The sequence below is a fragment of the Nocardia tengchongensis genome (assembly GCF_054781395.1).
In genome coordinates this window covers 69,184-84,801 of sequence record NZ_BAAGUM010000003.1, presented here as the reverse complement: position 1 = coordinate 84,801, position 15,618 = coordinate 69,184, and the positions used below count along the sequence as shown (strand labels likewise).

Below are 15,618 nucleotides of genomic sequence, written 5' to 3'. Positions count from 1 at the left end.
AGCCGGGCGAGGACCTCCAAGTACGCGCTGCGCCGTCAAAGGCCGGACAGCGAGTCCCCGAAGCCGATTGCGGGACAGCACATCTCCCCGGCCGAAGTCGGCCGGGGCGTGGTGTGCCGAACTAGGCACCGGCGGGTTCGGCATCCGCGGCCGCGTCGGCGGTGCTGACGCCGGCCTCGGCGAACGTTGCCATCTCGCCCAGGGTGGCGACGGCGGCGCGGAGCAGCGGGAGGGCCGCGACCGCGCCGGAGCCCTCGCCCAGGCGCATGCTCATGTCGACGAACGGCTCGAGGTCGAGACGCTTCAGCGCGATGGTGTGGGACGGCTCGCTGGAGCGGTGGCCCGCCACCCACCAGGCGCGGGCGCCCGGCGCGAGCTGGTCGGCGACCACCGCTGCCGCGGTCACCACGACGCCGTCGAGGATGACCGGGGTGCGGCGGGCCGCGGCGCGGGCCAGGAAGCCCGCCATGGCGGCCAGATCCGCGCCGGAGGCGGTGCGCAGCAAGGCAACCGGGTCCTTGACCACGGGGCGTGCCCGCCACATGGCGTCGCGGATGGCGGCGGTCTTGCGGATCCAGCCCGCGTCGTCGACGCCGGTGCCGCGGCCGACCGCCACCACCGGTTCGGTGTCGGTGACGGCCGCGATCAGCACGGTCGCGGGCGTGGTGTTGCCGATGCCCATGTCACCGGCGATGAGAAGGTCCGCGCCGGAATCGATTTCCTCATCGGCGATGGTCGCGCCGGCGGCCAGCGCCGCCTGCACCTCGGCCTCGCTCAACGCGTCCTCGCGGTCGATGGACCCGCTGGAGCGGCGCACCTTGTGGCGCGAGATCTCCGGCGCGGTATCCCCGTCCACGGCGATATCGGCCACCCGCACGCTGGCATCGGCCAAGCGCGCCAGCACATTCACCGCCGCGCCGCCGTGCAGGAAGTTGGCTACCATCTGCGCGGTCACCTCGCTCGGATAGGCCGACACACCGTGCCGCGCCACCCCGTGATCGCCGGCGAACACCACCACGCGAGCGCGCTCGAACTGCTTGGGCGGGCAAATGCCCTGGCACGCGGAGACCCAGTTGGCCAGCTTCTCCAATCGCCCCAAAGCCCCTGCGGGCTTGGTCAATTGCGCCTGCCGCTCCTCGGCTGCGGCCCATACGATCGGATCGGGGCCCGATACCGGGCCGAACGAAATCCGCGCGGGCTTGGTGAGTACCGGGCCGGCCCCATCACCGGCCGCAGCGCTCGACGCAGGTTCCGACACCGCGGCCGCGACGGACCCCGCGCCTGCGGTGGCACCGGCCGCCGAAAGCGCCTGCGTGGCAGACAGGTCGGTGCCGGACGCCGCAGACGAAGTCGCCGACGCGGCAGCACTGCCTGTGACCGTCTCGACAGCCTGCGCGCTCGCGCCGGCCGAAGTCGCCTCCGTGAGTGGCGTATTCGTGGTCGCGGCATCCGTCAGGGCAGCGGCGGAGGCCGAGGCGCGGTCGGGCTTGACCCGGACCGGCTGGCCCGCGACCACCAGGAAGACCTCGTCGCAGACATCGGCGAGACGCTGGTTCAGGGTGCCGAGCTCGTCGCGGAACAGGCGGCCGGAGGCGGTCGCGGGGATGACGCCGAAACCGACCTCGGGGCTGACGATGATCAGGCGCTGGGCGTAGCCCGCGACGGCGGTGACGAGCGCGTCGACGTCGGGTCCCACGATGCCGCGCGGCGATTCCCAGGCGGCGCGGGCGTCGATGCGCCCGGTCAGCCAGGTGCCGAGGTCATCGATGAGGGTGGCGGGGGCGGGTTCGGCCAGGGCGGCGACGGGGTCGCCCTCCACGACGGTCCAGTCCGCGGGCCGCCGGGCCCGGTGCGCCGCAATGCGTTCGGCGAAGTCGGCGTCGGCCGGGTCGGCCACGGCGGTGGCTACGTACCGCACCGCCTCCGACGCGACCAACTGTTCCGCGTAGGCCGACTTGCCGGACCGGGCGCCTCCGAGCACCAGGGTCCGCAACGGCCGATCGGTTGTCTGAGCAGTGTGCGACACGTCAGCACGGTATCAACTGTGCCCGTGCTCGGGCCGAGTAGGCACGGCCATCGGGTGCGGGGAGGGTCAGGACTTCTGCTCGTTGTGCACGCACATGACCTTCAGGTCCTTGGCGGTATAGGACCAGTCGGTTCCCTGCGGGCAGTCGGTGTCGTGGGCGACGCTCGCGATGATCTTGCCGTCGTGCGGCTTCGAACAGGCCACCACCTTGTCGTGATTGCTGGTCGCACCACCCACCAGACACTCCCCCGCCGCATTGCGCGGGTCCTTGCACCCGGCCACGCCCGAGGCCACCAACACCGCCAGCGGCACCGCCGCGATCATCACTCCCCACCGCATGAGAGCGGATCGTAGCGGTCAGGAGACCCGGGCCCCGAATCGCCGCCGGTATTCGACCGGCGCGATGCCCACCTGCCGCTGGAAGTGGTGCCGCAGCAGCGCCCCCGACCCGAATCCGCAACGGTGGGACAGGGATTCGAGGTCCATATCGGTGTCCTCGAGCAGCTGTTTGGCCAGCAGCACCCGCTGCCCGGTCAGCCACTTCACCGGCGTGGTCCCGGTCTCGGCGGCGAAGCGCCGCGCGAAGGTGCGCGTCGACATGGCACTGCGCGCCGCCAGCGATTCCACCGAGTGCGCCAGCTCCAGGTTCTCCCCCATCCAGTGCAGGGTGTCGCTGAGCCCCTCGGTCTCGCAGGCCACCACCGGCCGTTCGATGAACTGCCGCTGCCCGCCGTCGCGCTGCGGCGGCACCACCATGCGGCGGGCGATGGCATTGGCCACGCTGCTGCCGAGTTCGCGGCGCACCAGGTGCAGGCAGGCGTCGATGCCGGCCGCGGTGCCCGCGCTGGTGATCAGGTTGCCCTCGTCGACGAACAACACGTCCGGGTCGACGGTGGCCAGTGGATACTGTTCGGCCAGCAGGTCGACGTAGCTCCAGTGGGTGGTGCATTTGCGCCCGTCGAGCAGTCCGGCCGCGCCCGCGAGGAACGCGCCCGAGCACACCGTCAGCACGGTGGCCCCGGCCGTGGCGGCGTCGCGTACCGCGTCGATGACGCGAGGGTCGACCTTGACCTTGCCGTCGCGGATCGGAAAGGCCGGAATGGCAACCAGATCCGCGTCGCGCAGCTCTTCCAGCCCGTAGTCGGGGGTGACATGGATGCCCGGCGTGCTGGATCTGAGCGGCTTCCCGGGTTCGAGCCCGCACACCCGGAAGTCGAAGGCGGGCAGTCCCTGCGCGGTCCGGTCGAGCCCGAAAACCTCACAGACCACGCCGAATTCGAACATGGCGAGGTTGTCGTTGAGTACGACGGCGACCTTGGAGAGCATGTCGCGATCCCATCTGGCCGGATATTTGCGAACAATGTCAGAGCTGCCACTGTTGGCAGAAAGTTCCCTACTGAAAACTTACTGCCATGGATGCACTGACCGCAATCGTCGCCACCGGAACCGCAATGACCGCGCTCGGCACCCTGACCTTCGGCCTCATGGCCGTAGACACCACCACACGCATCGATGAGGAAGAGGTCAGCGCATGACCGCCATCACCTCCGGCCACTACCGGGCCGAGACGAGCATCACCGGGGTAGGCGCCACGCTTCGCCGCGTCGCCGCTCTGTTCGCCGCGGCCGGCCGGGCCGTGCCCCTGCACCGTGAGCACAGCTGGGAATTCGCCGGATCCACGAATGTGATCGATCGCGACCGGGCTCGCACGGCCCACGAACTGCAGGCGCTCTCGGCCTACCGAGAGCACAACTGAACGCTAGACCGCGTCGCCCGGATTCACCTGCGGCTTCGGGGCGCGCATGCGGCGCACCTGCGAGGCGCGCACGAAGGCATACCAACCCAGCGACATCGAGGACTCGGTGGAATCCGGGAAGCGGTCCCGGACCCGCTTGTTCACGATCCGGCCGAGCACCACGCCCTCGATGATCATGAACAGCATCATCACCAGCATGGCCAGCGTCACGATCGCCTGCAGCGCGGGCGAGAGGATCATGCTCAGGATCAGCACCAGCGCCAGCGGCATGAACAGGCCGAGCAGATTGCGGCGCGCGTCCACGATGTCGCGCACGTACTTCTTGACCGGGCCCTTGTCGCGCGGGAGCAGATACTGCTCGTCACCGGCGAGCATGCGGGCGCGACGGTTGTTCACATCGGCGCGACGCTCGGCCGAGGACACCTTGCGCTCCTCCTTGGTGCCGCGCAGCGCCTTGCGGCGGGCCCGGGCCTCCTTGGCCGTCTTGGGCGCGGGCGCGACCGGGCCGCGGCGGCGGCCCTGCGCCTCGCGGCGCGACGGGGTCGGACGCCCTTTACCCAGGGTGACGGTCGTGTCCGCCACCGCGGCACCGGCGTCGGTGCTGGTGCTGTCGGAGGTGGGGGTGGACTCGCCACGGCGCAGGAACTTCACGCCGACCAGGCTAACAATCCCGCCTCCCCGGCACTTCAGCGCCCGGCTGAGAGCCGTTTGCCGACATGCATGCGGGCCGGCGGTCGAGAGCCGACCCGATCCTGGACGTCCCCGGCGAGTTACCCTCGCCACCCGAAATCAGTTGTCACCTCGGCACACCACGGAGCTATTCGTCAGCGACCACTCGACCTCCACCCTTCCGCCGAATAAGTGCCGCGTAGGATGGGGAATAGTCGCCCGCCGACGGGTGTTGACAGGCTTCGAGCCATACCCTTCACGGGCTGGCCCACGCCACCACAAATGGGTCCCTTAGGAGAGTTCATGACTGCGCAGAACGAGACCACCACGCACGGTGCGACGCTGACCGATGCCGCCGCCCTCAAGGCCAAGGCGCTGCTGGATCAGGAAGGCCGCGACGATCTCGCGCTTCGCATCGCTGTCCAGCCCGGTGGTTGCGCGGGCCTCCGCTACCAGCTCTTCTTCGACGACCGCACCCTCGACGGTGACCTGGTCGTGGAGTTCGGCGGCGTGAAGCTCGCGGTCGACCGCATGAGCGCCCCCTACATCCAGGGCGCCTCGATCGACTTCGTCGACACCATCGAGAAGCAGGGCTTCACCATCGACAACCCGAACGCCACCGGCTCCTGTGCCTGCGGCGACAGCTTCAACTGAGCTAGCTCTGATCTAGCCCCGCACAGCGCGGAACATCCCCCGGGATGTTCCGCGCTGTCGCGTGTCCGGTTATTTTCATAGGTGCGGACCATTTTCGGAACGCCTCCCCCACTCGAAGGATCACCCGTGACCATCGCCGTGTCCGCGTCCATCGCGACCGATCACCTCATGCGCTTTCCGGGCAAGTTCTCCGACGTGCTGCTGGCCGATCAGCTGCAGCATGTGTCGCTCAGCTTCCTCGTCGACGATCTGGTGATCCGCAAGGGCGGCGTCGCGGGCAACATCAGCTACGCGATGGGCCTGCTGGGCCGGACCCCGCTGCTGGTCGGCGCGGTCGGCCAGGACTGGGGCGACTACCGGAAGTGGCTGGAGGATAACGGCGTCGACTGCTCGGCCGTGCGCGTCTCCACCACCGCGCACACCGCGCGTTTCGTCTGCACCACCGACGAGACCATGGCGCAGATCGCGTCCTTCTACCCCGGCGCGATGAGTGAGGCCCGCGAGATCGACATCGCCGAGCTGGCCGCCGGCCGTGAGCTCGAGCTCGTCCTGATCGGCGCGGACGACCCGGAAGCCATGCTGGTCCACACCGATCAGTGCCGCGCCGCCGGAATCCCCTTCGCGGCCGACCCCTCCCAGCAGCTGGCCTACCTGGACGGCGAGACCATCCTGCGTCTCATCGACGGCGCGGACTACCTGTTCACCAACGAGTACGAGTGGGGCATCCTGCTCCAGAAGACGGGCCTGAGCGAAGCCGAAGTCGCTGAGCGCGTGGGCATCCGCATCACCACCCTCGGCTCGAAGGGCGCCAAGATCGTCGACCGCGACGGCACCGAACTGTTCGTGGACGTGGTCCCCGACATCGCCAAGGAAGATCCCACCGGCGTCGGCGACGGCTTCCGCGCGGGCTTCCTCACCGGCCGCTCCGCGGGCCTGAGCCTGGAGCGTTCGGCCCAGCTGGGCTCGCTGGTCGCGGTGCACGTGCTGGAAACCGTTGGCCCCCAGGACTGGACCCTCGACCACGACGTGGCGATGAAGCGCCTGCGCGAGGCCTACGGCAACGAGGCCGCCGACGAGATCGAGGCGATCCTGCGCTGAGCCGGGTACGGCAAGACGCATCGCCCGCAATACGCTGTCAGACATGTCCTCCGACCGTTTGTACTTCCGCCAGTTGCTCTCCGGCCGCGACTGGGCCGTAGGCGACCCGATCGCCACCCAGATGCGCAACTTCGCCTACCTGATCGGTGATCGGGACAGCGGTGAGTGCGTGGTCGTCGACCCCGCCTACGAAGCGGGCCAGCTCGTCGACCTCGCCGAGGCGGACGGCATGCGCCTGACCGGCGTCCTGGCCACCCACCACCACCCCGACCACGTCGGCGGCTCGATGATGGGCTTCACCCTGCGCGGCGTGAAGGAACTGCTGGAGAAGACCGACGTGGCCGTCCACGTCAACGCCGAGGAACTGCCGTGGGTGGCCAACGTCACCGGCATCGCCCCCTCGGAACTGACCGGCCACGCCCACGGCGACAAGGTCGCGGTCGGCGGCTTCGAGATCGAACTCCTGCACACCCCCGGCCACACCCCCGGCAGCCAGTGCTTCCTGTTCGAGGACCGCCTCATCGCCGGCGACACCCTCTTCGTCGACGGCTGCGGCCGCACCGACTTCCCCGGCGGCGACTCCGACGCCATGTTCCGCAGCCTCCGCTACCTCGCGGACCTGAAGTCCAACCCGACGGTCTTCCCCGGCCACTGGTACTCCGACGAGCCCAGCGCCTCCCTCTCCCACATCCGCGACCACAACTACGTCATGCGCCCCCAGACCCTGGAACAGTGGCACATGTTCATGCCCAGCTGAGGCTGTCGAAACGACAACGCCCGCCCCGAAACTCATCGGGGCGGGCGTTTTTCGTCCGTTCGGCGCTACGCCATGGTGCGCAGCCAGCCGTGGCTGTCGGCGAAGGTGCCGCGCTGGATGCCGGTGAGGGTCTCGCGCAGGGCCATGGTGACCTCGCCGGGTTCGCCGGTGCCGATGGTGAATTCGCCCTCGGCGGAGCGGACCGAGCCGACCGGGATGACCACGGCGGCGGTGCCGCAGCCGAAAACCTCGGTGATCTCACCGGATTCGACGCCCTTGCGCCATTCCTCGACCGAGATCTTGCGCTCCTCCACCTTGTAGCCGGAGTCGGCGGCCAGGGTGATCAGCGAGTCGCGGGTGATGCCGGGCAGCAGCGAGCCGGACAGCTCGGGGGTCACCAGGCGCGCGTCGGAGCCGCTGCCGAACACGAAGAACAGGTTGTTGGTGCCCATCTCCTCGACGTAGCGGTGCTCGCAGGCGTCCAGCCACACCACCTGGTCGCAGCCCTTCTCCGACGCCTGCTGCTGAGCCAGCAGCGAGGCGGCGTAGTTGCCCGCCACCTTGGCCTCGCCGGTACCGCCGGGAGCCGCGCGCACGAACTCGGTGGACAGCCACACCTTGACCGGCTTCAGACCGCGCGGGAAGTACGCGCCGGCCGGGCCGCCGAGCAGCAGGTACTTGTAGGCGGAGGCGGGCTTCACGCCGAGGCCGACCTCGGTGGAGAACATGAACGGGCGCAGGTACAGCGCGTCCTCGCCGCCGGCTGCGGGCACCCAGTCGGCGTCCACCTCGAGCAGCTGACGGATCGATTCGATGAACAGTTCCTCGGGCAGCTCGGCCATCGCCATGCGGGCCGCGGACCGGCGGAAACGCGCGGCATTGGCGTCGACGCGGAAGGTGGCGATGGAGCCGTCGGCCTGCCGGTACGCCTTGAGACCCTCGAAGATCGCCTGACCGTAGTGGAACACCATGGTGGCCGGATCCATGGCCATCGGGCCGTAGGGCTCGACCTTGCCGTTGGTCCACTGCCCGTCCACATAATCCAGCGACACCATGTGATCGGTGAAGTACCGCCCGAACCCGGGCTCCGCGAGAATCTCCTGGCGCCGCGACGCCGCAACGGGCGCGGGATGCGGGACACGGGTGAATTGCGCGGCAAGTGTCATGACCGGGAGTCTAATTCGCCGCCCTCGACACGCGGGGGCGGGCTACCCCTGCCGACCGGTCGGCTGCCCCGCCACCGCCTGCCATCCAGGGCAAACCCGCTGCCCAGGCGAACGCCTGGGCGGCGGGTCCCTCAGGCGGTGCGAGTTTCGACGAACGGCGGGCGGACGACCTCGCAGCGGAGGCGGCGGCCGCGGACGTCGACCTCGACCTGGTCGCCGGGCTCGAGGCCGGCGGCGGTGTCGAGCAGGGCCAGCGCGATGCCGACCTTGAGGCTGGGCGAGAAGGTGCCGGAGGTGGTCTCGCCGACCTGCTCGTCACCGCGCATCACGGCCTGGCCCTGACGCAGTACGCCCTTGTCGATGGCCTTGAGGCCCAGCAGGATTCGGCGCGGTCCGGCGGCCTTCTCGGCGTCGAGGGCCGACTTGCCCCAGAACTCGGGCTTCTTCCAGCCGACCGCCCAGCCGGTGCGGGCCTGCAACGGCGAGATGTCCACGGACAGTTCGTGTCCGTGCAGCGGGTAGCCCATCTCGGTGCGCAGCGTGTCGCGGGCGCCGAGTCCGGCGGGCTGGCCGCCGGCGGCCTGCACCTCGCTGGTCAGGGCGCGGAACACGGCCTCGGCGTCGGCCCAGCGGGGCAGCAGCTCGTAGCCGTGCTCACCGGTGTAGCCGGTGCGGCACACGCGAACCGGGCGGCCGTCCCACTCGGCGTCCTCGTAGGCCATGTACTCCATGTCCGTGGGCAGTCCGAGCTTGGCCAGCACCTCGGCCGACCGCGGGCCCTGGACCGCGAACACGGCGTAGCCGCGGTGCTCGTCGGTGATGGTGATGCCCTCGGGCGCGACCTTCTGCAACTCCGCCACCACGGCGGCGGTGTTGGCCGCGTTCGGCACCAGGAAGATCTCGTCATCGCTCACGTAGTAGGCGATCAGGTCGTCGATGACCCCGCCGTCCGGCGTGCAGCACAGCGTGTACTGCGCCTTGCCGGGGCGAATCCGGTTCAGGTCGTTGGTGAGCGCCGAGTTCACGAAGGCCGCGGCCCCCGGACCCTTGACCGTCGCCTTGCCCAGGTGGCTGACGTCGAACAGGCCCACGGTGGTGCGCACCGCGGTGTGCTCGCCCACGGTCCCCGCGTAAGAAACCGGCATCTCCCACCCCCCGAACGGAGCGAAGGTGGCGCCCAGCTCGACATGGACGGCGTGGATGGGTCCCTGCAGCAGTTTCTCGTCGGTCACCCGAAGCAGCTTATCGGTCGGCGGTCAGGGCGCGCGCCATGCCCGGCCAGGCCTGGTGAAAGTCGGCCTGCCAGGACGGCCAGTTGTGGCCGCCGCCTGGGAGATACTCGAACGCGGCGTCGATATCCAGCTCGCCGAGACTCGATTGCAGGGCGCGGGTGCAGTTTTCGACGGTGGATTCCAGCGCGGTGCTCGACGCGCCGACCTGGCCGCCGCCGGCCGCGGCCGGATTCGCGCCGGTTCCGGCGGCGAGGTGCAGATCGGTGCCGCGCAGCCGCTCGAGATTGGCGGGAGTCGCGGGATCGTTCGCGGTCCAGGCCGGGGCGTCGTCGGGGCCCCAGATGTTCCAGGGGTTGCCGCCGCCGGAGAGGACCACGGCCTGCAGGTAGCGGCGGCCGGGGTCGGTGCCGGTCTGGGCGCAGCCGCTGAACGAGGCGACGCTCGCGTAGAGGCCGGGGGCGGATTCGGCCAGTGCAAGGGCCGAGGTGGCCGACATCGATACTCCCGCAATGGCATTGCGGCCGGACGCGCCGAGGGTCTGGTCCATGAGCGGCGGCAGTTCCTGGGTGAGGAAGGTGGTCCACCGGTTGCGGCCGAGCATCGGATCGTCGGACTGCCAGTCGGTGTAATAGGTGTAGCGGCCGTCTAGGACGTTCACCACATTCACGTTCTGGTCGGCGACGAAGTCGACGATGTCGGTCCGGGTCTCCCAGGAGACTTCGGTGCCGTTCTGGTCGACACCGTCTTCCGCGCCATTGAGCAGGTAGAGCGTCGGCCGCGGGACCGACCGGTCGGTGGCGTGTACGACGGACACCTCGATGTCGCGATTCATCGCGGACGAGTACACGGAGACGACGGACTGGCGGTCGCTGCGCTGGAGCACGTGGTCGATGTGGGAACCGTCGGCTGCGAGTGTCCGATCAGCCAGCGGGTCCGCGGCGGCCGCGTGCCCGGGCGCCAGCCCGAAAGCAGCCGCTACCAGGGCGATTCCCGCCGCCGCCGACCGGCTTCGGCCGCGTCCACTCGTCATATCCGCCTCTAACCCGTCCGAACCAATCCCCTCACCTCTCTACCGAGGCCGCCCCGACCCGGCAATGACGTGCTGCTCACACCGCATCGACATGGCCGGGCGAGGCTTCTGCCCGTTCCGGCGAGCCGGGGTTCGCGCCCAGGCACGCGATGAACGTGCGCTCATCCATGACCTCGATCCGCTGCCCCCGTGCTCGCAGTTCTGCCACGCGCAGCGCTTTCGTGGTCGTGAACGCCGTGGGGTCGGCACCGCGGAATCCGTCGCCGATGACCAGGCGGGTGGTGCGTTTGGTGACATTCCGCGCGGGTGTCGCCCCGCAGGCTGCGATGGCATCCCAGGCTTGCTGACGCGTCAGGGCGGCGAGATCGCCTGTGAACACCACGATGTCGCCGAATAGCGGGTGCGTGGGATCGGTGCCGGTGACCTCCGGAATCACCAATTCCTCACGGCCGAACCAGGATCGGCGTTGCGTGGTGTCGGCGGATCTGCGCTCGGAACCTCCCGGCTGATGGCCGGTGCGTGACATCGGGGCTTCGCCGCGGCGCGTCCAAGTCTCGCCGCGATCCGGCGTGCCTGCCGCGCGGACGGTCCGCGAGAGGCCGCTGTCGCCCGGCACGGCCCGCTGGATCGAGCTGGCCGCGCGGGCCGGACGAGGTGCTCTGCCTGCGGTTCCGGCCACCATGCGTTCGAGATCGGCGAGCGAATCCACGCCGGCGCGCGCCGCGAGGGCGACCACGATCCCGGCTGCCGCGGCCGCATCGGCCCCGGCGTCGTGGTGATCGGTGAAGTCGATGCCGAGAGCGGCAGCCACATTCGGCAGCCGGTAGCTGTCCAGCTCCAGGTGTCGCCGGGACAGTGCCAGGCTGCAACTGAACGCCCACACCGGCGCCTCGATCCCGCTGCGGCCGCAGGCTTCTCGGATCGCGCCGCTGTCGAACCCGGCATTGTGGGCGACAACGGGCAGATCCCCGACGAGCCGCGCTACCTCGGGCCATCGATCGGCGAAGACAGGCTGATCGGCGACCCGCGCCGCTGTGATCCCATGCACGCGAATGTTGTGCCAGTTGAAGAAGTCGACCCCGGCGGGCGGTCGGCACAGCCATGACCGGCTGGCCGTCCACTCCCCGTTCTCCACGACGGTGACTCCGACGGCGCAAATGCTGCCCCGGGCGGAGTTGGCGGTCTCGACATCAATGGCGGCGAACGACAGTCCCGCCATGCTCACCGCACCGCGAGCGGCAGCGGCCGTGCGTGCGGACCGCCCAGCTCCACCAGGAACGGGCGCGCCAGCCGCAGTGATTCGAACGAGGCCCACGCGTCGGCCAGATCCGCGAATTCCCGCGCCAGGGTGAGCACGGGCCGGATCGGATCGCCTGTCTGATGCCGCGGCAACGACACCTCGCCGGGCGGCACGATCACCGGCCACTGTGGCCGGGTCAGCTTGCCGCCCGTCGCCTCCTCATGCTCGGCGAACTGCGCGTCCGCGGATTCGACAGCGCTGCGCACGGTTTCGACGGTGGCCTCGACATCGACGATCCCCGCGGCCCCCGCGATCCGGGGCCCCTCCCCCGTCTCCACGACCGGATATCCCGCCGTGAGACTCGCGACCTCGACCGTCCGCGACCCATCCAGCACCCAAGCGCCCGATAGCCGCGACTCCCCCACCGCCGCTCCGACATTCACATGCCAGATCACCAGTCTCTCCCCAGCCGCGCCGAGCACTGCGAGGGAATGAAGGTCGGACGAGTCGGCCATAACGCTCCACGGTCGTGGCGAACAGATACCGGGCTACGTTAGAGCATCCCGCCGACATTGTTCGGCGAACCCCGAACGAAAGATCAACGCACCCATACAGTTCCGACCGACCGGCTTGCCATGCCCCGACCCACCACGGCCGGGGCATCGATCACGACGCCGCGCGCAACACCTTGCATGCCACGAGTGTCGAAGCGAGTGCGACCTTTTCTTCGTCGTGCAGGCCACCCGGTAGCTCACGGACGTAGAAAGCTCCTGTGCGCGCGATGAATTCGATAGCTTCCCGCGCCACAGCGTTGACGGCGAACAACGAGTCGCCATCCGAGTTCAGCAATTCGACCGTATCGGCGGCGGCGTGCACGGTCAGCGGTCCGGACCAGCGGCTGAACAGACGCCGGTCCAGGGTGACGGAGTTCTCGTCGAACCAGACGTCGGGCAGCGGTTCGGAGAAGACCTCCTGATACCGGGCGCAGAACTGCGCGAACGACGTCTTCTCGACCGGGCGCGCGAACTCGACCTCCGGGGCATTGCTTGGGCTGTGCGGGATATAGCGCCCGAAAAAGCTATGGCAGAACTCCATGTACTGGCGGGTGAAAAGGATGAACTGGTGCCAGATTTCGTCGACCCGCAGTGAATACATGCTCCAGACGCGGTCCTGATCCAGATTGCAGAGCACCAGGTACCTCTTGACCTCGAGGAACAGCTCTTCGCCCTCCGTCGCGGTCTCGACAACACAGTTCTTGATCAGCTTCTCGATGAGGTAGGGCGCCTCGTAGCCGAGCGCGTCGGCAATGCGCGGGCTCGGCGCTTGCTGCGGTGCATTCGCGATTGTCATCAAGCCTCCCTGGTGAACAGTCCGGAATCTTCGAGAGCCTCGGCGATCAGGATGCGCTCCTCGTCGGTGATCCGGCCCGGAAGATCACGCGCGTCGAACACCGGTTCCTCGGCCGCGTAGGCGATCGCGTCGGCCGCGACGATGTTCATGGCGAGATCTTCGACCGGTCCCGCGGTCGTCTCGGTCATCAATGCCACGGTGTCGCCGACGATCCGACGGCTCAGCATCAGCTCGGGGTGAGTGCGACGCAGGACATACGTGCCGGGTTCGTCCAGTGCCATTGTGCGGCCACGAGTCCGCGCCGCGAGCTTCCTCGTCGAGTGGGACCCGAGTGCGGCGCATTCGTCGAGAAGCCTCGGCACGCCGGCGACATTCATCCCGGCGAGCGCACGGGCGAGCACGTGCACCCGTTGGGTTCGCGCTCGCTTCGCGACCACCCTGGCATACGGATGCGTGGTTGGAGGCATGCGACGCCGCCGGGGGGACGTGAGTCCGGCCACGAGTCCGGCGCAATCCTCCATCGGTTCGCCAACCCTCGAGCTGCTGATATGAAGTGAAACCGACCAGTCGGCGGAGGTGTTGATGGGAGCATGGATGCTCGGCTCGTAGATGTAGCCGACCCTGCCGGCCTCCGCGGAGAAGTTGTTCTTCGGTACGAGTTCTCGCCGTCGGTACGATTCGGCGCGGTCGAAAGTGCGAACTTCGAGCTCGTTATGGCACACCGCGGTGATGGTCCAGGTGTTGTGTTCGTGCGGTCCGGGTGTGCCGCCCGGCGGCCAATAACCGAACTCGAACCTGATGCCCAGATCGGGGATCGTGAAGAATGGCGTGAGTCCGCGAGGGAACTCGGTCGCGCTGATCAACTTCAGTTCCAGCGCAATGCAGTCCGCGAGGAATTCGTTGTCGACGACCGCCGACTGGATCGTCGAACGGGCCGCGAGCACGGCATTCCGGTCCGGCTGGGATTGCTCGCCGGCACGGGGAAACTCGATCGCCGCGAACTCTGTACGGACGTCGTCGAGCTTCACTGCGGCTTGCACTGCGACGTGCAGATACTGCAGCTACACCACGAGAGGCAATCCATACACACGGACATGCAGTCCGAAGCGTGTTTCGTCCGCATCTTCATGTGCAGCCGGCCCTTCGTCACCTCTTGCAAGCTGCCGGGTCCCGAGGTGGGTGCGGCATCCGTCTCGGTCCGGCGAACGGAAAGCTGTGTATCGTCCTTGATCCAGAGAACAACCGCGCCCAGGGTGGACCGCGGCACCTCCATGGCGTGAAGAATATCGTCACGCAGAATGTCGACAGAATCGCCGAGACGGCGAAGATCCTGGTAGAGCGTGACGTACCGCTCGTCATGGGAAGGCCCGACGAATCCTTCCAACACCCTCGCGTTCTCGACGCCACGGGCGAGTAGTTCAGCGACCAGCGGATTTTCCCGGATTTCGGGTTGTTTACCAGTAGATTTGGCCACGAATCCTCCCGAGAATCGGCATGGAAACGGCATGGAAACTGCCCGATTCTATGCGTGCCCGCGCCGTGTGCAACGCGAGGCGCGCCGCGAAATATGTCGGCGCGCGTGGTAGAAACGCAGGGACCTCCGATTACCCCTTTTGTTTTCAACGAAGGGAGAGTGCCGTGACGGATTTGCACATCCGCGAGGCGACAGGTTCACTCGTTGGCCAACTGTTCGCTAGGTCAGATCAGGCGGCAGCGCTTTCGTGGGGGAATGCGCCATCGCAATTCACAGTGTCCGAAGAGTTTCGACGCGCTCTCACGGTCGACGACGTCGAGACATGGGTGGACTGCAGCCTGCTTCAACATCCGTTCTTCAAGGTCTTCCTGGACGGCATGCAGGTGCCCATCCGTCTCGTGGCTTCACCGAGATCCGTTGCGGGACAATCTGTCAACGGATTCATCGATGCCGACAAGACTCGTGACGTCTTCGCGCAGGGCGGTACGTTGATGCTGTGCAATATGCACGAGTGGCACCCGCCCTGCCGTGATCTCTGCAGAACATTGACCGGATTTCTGGTCGCCGAGGTGAAGGCAACGGCGTTCTACAGCCCGGCGGGGTGCCAAGGCCTGCTCACCCATCGCGACGACGCACACGTCTTCGTGGCCCAGCTCGACGGCGAGAAGCGATGGTCCGTCTTCGATGTTCCGTCCGATCCCCGATCGCGGCGTAATGGCACCGTGGACCAGGCAGAGTGCGGACCGGAGCAGGTAGTGGCCCTCCGTCCCGGCGACGGGCTGTACCTGCCGCCGTACGCGGCCCATCACGCACGTGCGCAGCCCACCTCGAGCTCGTTGCACCTGTCCATTCATGTGCGCGAGCCACGTGGTCGCGACGTGATCGACACCGCGATAGACGAGGTGATGACCACGGAGATGCAGCGAGCGGAACTCTCCGGCAACGCGGCGGCACGCGCCGCCACAGTCGCTGACATCCTGACCTTCGTCGCGCAACGGCTCACCCAACTGGATCCCGCGGATGTCGTGGCGGTGATCGAAGACCAGGTCACAGGCAAATGACCAGGCACGCTTGATCTCTGGCCGATCCCGTCTACAACCGGTCGACACCGGCGCCGAGTTCTCCTGTCGGCCCGGCGATCGGCCAGGGTGGCGCCCTGTCGCATT

18 protein-coding genes are annotated in these 15,618 nt (G+C 68.3%); 6 read left to right on the top strand and 12 right to left on the bottom strand.

All coding sequences use genetic code 11. The annotated features are described in order from the left end of the window. Positions 1-121 precede the first annotated feature (121 nt). The 3 genes from cobT to ACYVKL_RS03170 form a co-directional block, all read right to left on the bottom strand. Positions 122-2,026, bottom strand: a complete 1,905-nt coding sequence (gene cobT / locus ACYVKL_RS03180; protein ID WP_379171312.1) for a nicotinate-nucleotide--dimethylbenzimidazole phosphoribosyltransferase — start codon at positions 2,024-2,026, stop codon at positions 122-124. Between the two features lie 66 nt (positions 2,027-2,092). Further along, complete coding sequence (locus tag ACYVKL_RS03175) at positions 2,093-2,365, bottom strand: hypothetical protein (protein WP_379171314.1); 273 nt, start codon at positions 2,363-2,365, stop codon at positions 2,093-2,095. Positions 2,366-2,383: 18 nt separating this feature from the next. Beyond that, positions 2,384-3,352 carry a helix-turn-helix domain-containing protein gene (locus ACYVKL_RS03170; protein ID WP_379171317.1) on the bottom strand — a complete coding sequence of 323 codons (969 nt, stop codon included), beginning with the start codon at positions 3,350-3,352 and terminating at the stop codon, positions 2,384-2,386. Positions 3,353-3,438: 86 nt separating this feature from the next. Here ACYVKL_RS03170 and ACYVKL_RS03165 point away from each other — a divergent pair, with 86 nt between their 5' ends. Together ACYVKL_RS03165 and ACYVKL_RS03160 are read left to right on the top strand one after the other, a co-directional pair. Next, complete coding sequence (locus tag ACYVKL_RS03165; protein WP_379171319.1) at positions 3,439-3,561, top strand: hypothetical protein; 123 nt, start codon at positions 3,439-3,441, stop codon at positions 3,559-3,561. Beyond that, the gene (locus ACYVKL_RS03160) at positions 3,558-3,782 is read left to right on the top strand and encodes a hypothetical protein (RefSeq protein WP_379171321.1); all 225 of its coding nucleotides are present in this window, start codon (positions 3,558-3,560) and stop codon (positions 3,780-3,782) included. The genes ACYVKL_RS03165 and ACYVKL_RS03160 overlap by 4 nt, the downstream gene beginning before the upstream one ends. A 3-nt stretch (positions 3,783-3,785) precedes the next feature. Here the strand turns inward: ACYVKL_RS03160 and ACYVKL_RS03155 are convergent, their stop codons facing one another. After that, on the bottom strand, positions 3,786-4,433 hold the full coding sequence (locus ACYVKL_RS03155) for a DUF3043 domain-containing protein (protein ID WP_357201953.1): 648 nt from the start codon (positions 4,431-4,433) through the stop codon (positions 3,786-3,788). A 321-nt stretch (positions 4,434-4,754) separates the two neighbouring features. Between ACYVKL_RS03155 and ACYVKL_RS03150 the strand changes: the two genes are divergently transcribed. The 3 genes from ACYVKL_RS03150 to ACYVKL_RS03140 all read left to right on the top strand — a co-directional run bounded on the left by ACYVKL_RS03150 (position 4,755) and on the right by ACYVKL_RS03140 (position 6,960). After that, the gene (locus ACYVKL_RS03150; protein ID WP_213560373.1) at positions 4,755-5,105 is read left to right on the top strand and encodes a HesB/IscA family protein; all 351 of its coding nucleotides are present in this window, start codon (positions 4,755-4,757) and stop codon (positions 5,103-5,105) included. Positions 5,106-5,231: 126 nt separating this feature from the next. After that, positions 5,232-6,203, top strand: a complete 972-nt coding sequence (locus ACYVKL_RS03145; protein WP_379171323.1) for a carbohydrate kinase family protein — start codon at positions 5,232-5,234, stop codon at positions 6,201-6,203. 43 nt (positions 6,204-6,246) lie between these two features. Next, on the top strand, positions 6,247-6,960 hold the full coding sequence (locus ACYVKL_RS03140; RefSeq protein ID WP_213560372.1) for an MBL fold metallo-hydrolase: 714 nt from the start codon (positions 6,247-6,249) through the stop codon (positions 6,958-6,960). A 65-nt stretch (positions 6,961-7,025) separates the two neighbouring features. Here ACYVKL_RS03140 and ACYVKL_RS03135 read toward each other — a convergent pair whose 3' ends face one another. The 8 genes from ACYVKL_RS03135 to ACYVKL_RS03100 all read right to left on the bottom strand — a co-directional run bounded on the left by ACYVKL_RS03135 (position 7,026) and on the right by ACYVKL_RS03100 (position 14,452). Continuing rightward, complete coding sequence (locus tag ACYVKL_RS03135; RefSeq protein WP_379171325.1) at positions 7,026-8,126, bottom strand: branched-chain amino acid aminotransferase; 1,101 nt, start codon at positions 8,124-8,126, stop codon at positions 7,026-7,028. Between the two features lie 131 nt (positions 8,127-8,257). Continuing rightward, positions 8,258-9,358 (bottom strand): glycine cleavage system aminomethyltransferase GcvT, encoded by a 1,101-nt coding sequence (gene gcvT, locus ACYVKL_RS03130; RefSeq protein ID WP_379171327.1) that lies wholly within the window; start codon positions 9,356-9,358, stop codon positions 8,258-8,260. A 10-nt stretch (positions 9,359-9,368) separates the two neighbouring features. Further along, positions 9,369-10,388, bottom strand: coding sequence for an alpha/beta hydrolase (locus tag ACYVKL_RS03125; protein WP_379171329.1), 1,020 nt, complete (start codon positions 10,386-10,388; stop codon positions 9,369-9,371). Between the two features lie 76 nt (positions 10,389-10,464). Further along, positions 10,465-11,607, bottom strand: coding sequence for an exonuclease domain-containing protein (locus tag ACYVKL_RS03120; protein ID WP_379171330.1), 1,143 nt, complete (start codon positions 11,605-11,607; stop codon positions 10,465-10,467). A gap of 2 nt (positions 11,608-11,609) precedes the next feature. Then, positions 11,610-12,083, bottom strand: coding sequence for a hypothetical protein (locus ACYVKL_RS03115; protein ID WP_379171332.1), 474 nt, complete (start codon positions 12,081-12,083; stop codon positions 11,610-11,612). Between the two features lie 211 nt (positions 12,084-12,294). Further along, entirely contained in the window at positions 12,295-12,978 is a 684-nt protein-coding gene (locus ACYVKL_RS03110; RefSeq protein WP_379171334.1) for a glycine-rich domain-containing protein, read from the bottom strand. After that, positions 12,978-14,018, bottom strand: coding sequence for a cupin domain-containing protein (locus tag ACYVKL_RS03105; RefSeq protein ID WP_379171336.1), 1,041 nt, complete (start codon positions 14,016-14,018; stop codon positions 12,978-12,980). The genes ACYVKL_RS03110 and ACYVKL_RS03105 overlap by 1 nt, the downstream gene beginning before the upstream one ends. Then, a complete protein-coding gene (locus ACYVKL_RS03100; RefSeq protein WP_379171338.1) occupies positions 14,003-14,452 on the bottom strand; it encodes a hypothetical protein in 450 nt (149 codons plus the stop codon). Before ACYVKL_RS03100 ends, ACYVKL_RS03105 begins: the two co-directional genes overlap by 16 nt. A 164-nt stretch (positions 14,453-14,616) precedes the next feature. On the opposite strand from ACYVKL_RS03100, the gene ACYVKL_RS03095 reads away from it, so the two are divergent. Further along, on the top strand, positions 14,617-15,513 hold the full coding sequence (locus ACYVKL_RS03095) for a JmjC domain-containing protein (RefSeq protein ID WP_379171340.1): 897 nt from the start codon (positions 14,617-14,619) through the stop codon (positions 15,511-15,513). Positions 15,514-15,618 lie beyond the last annotated feature (105 nt).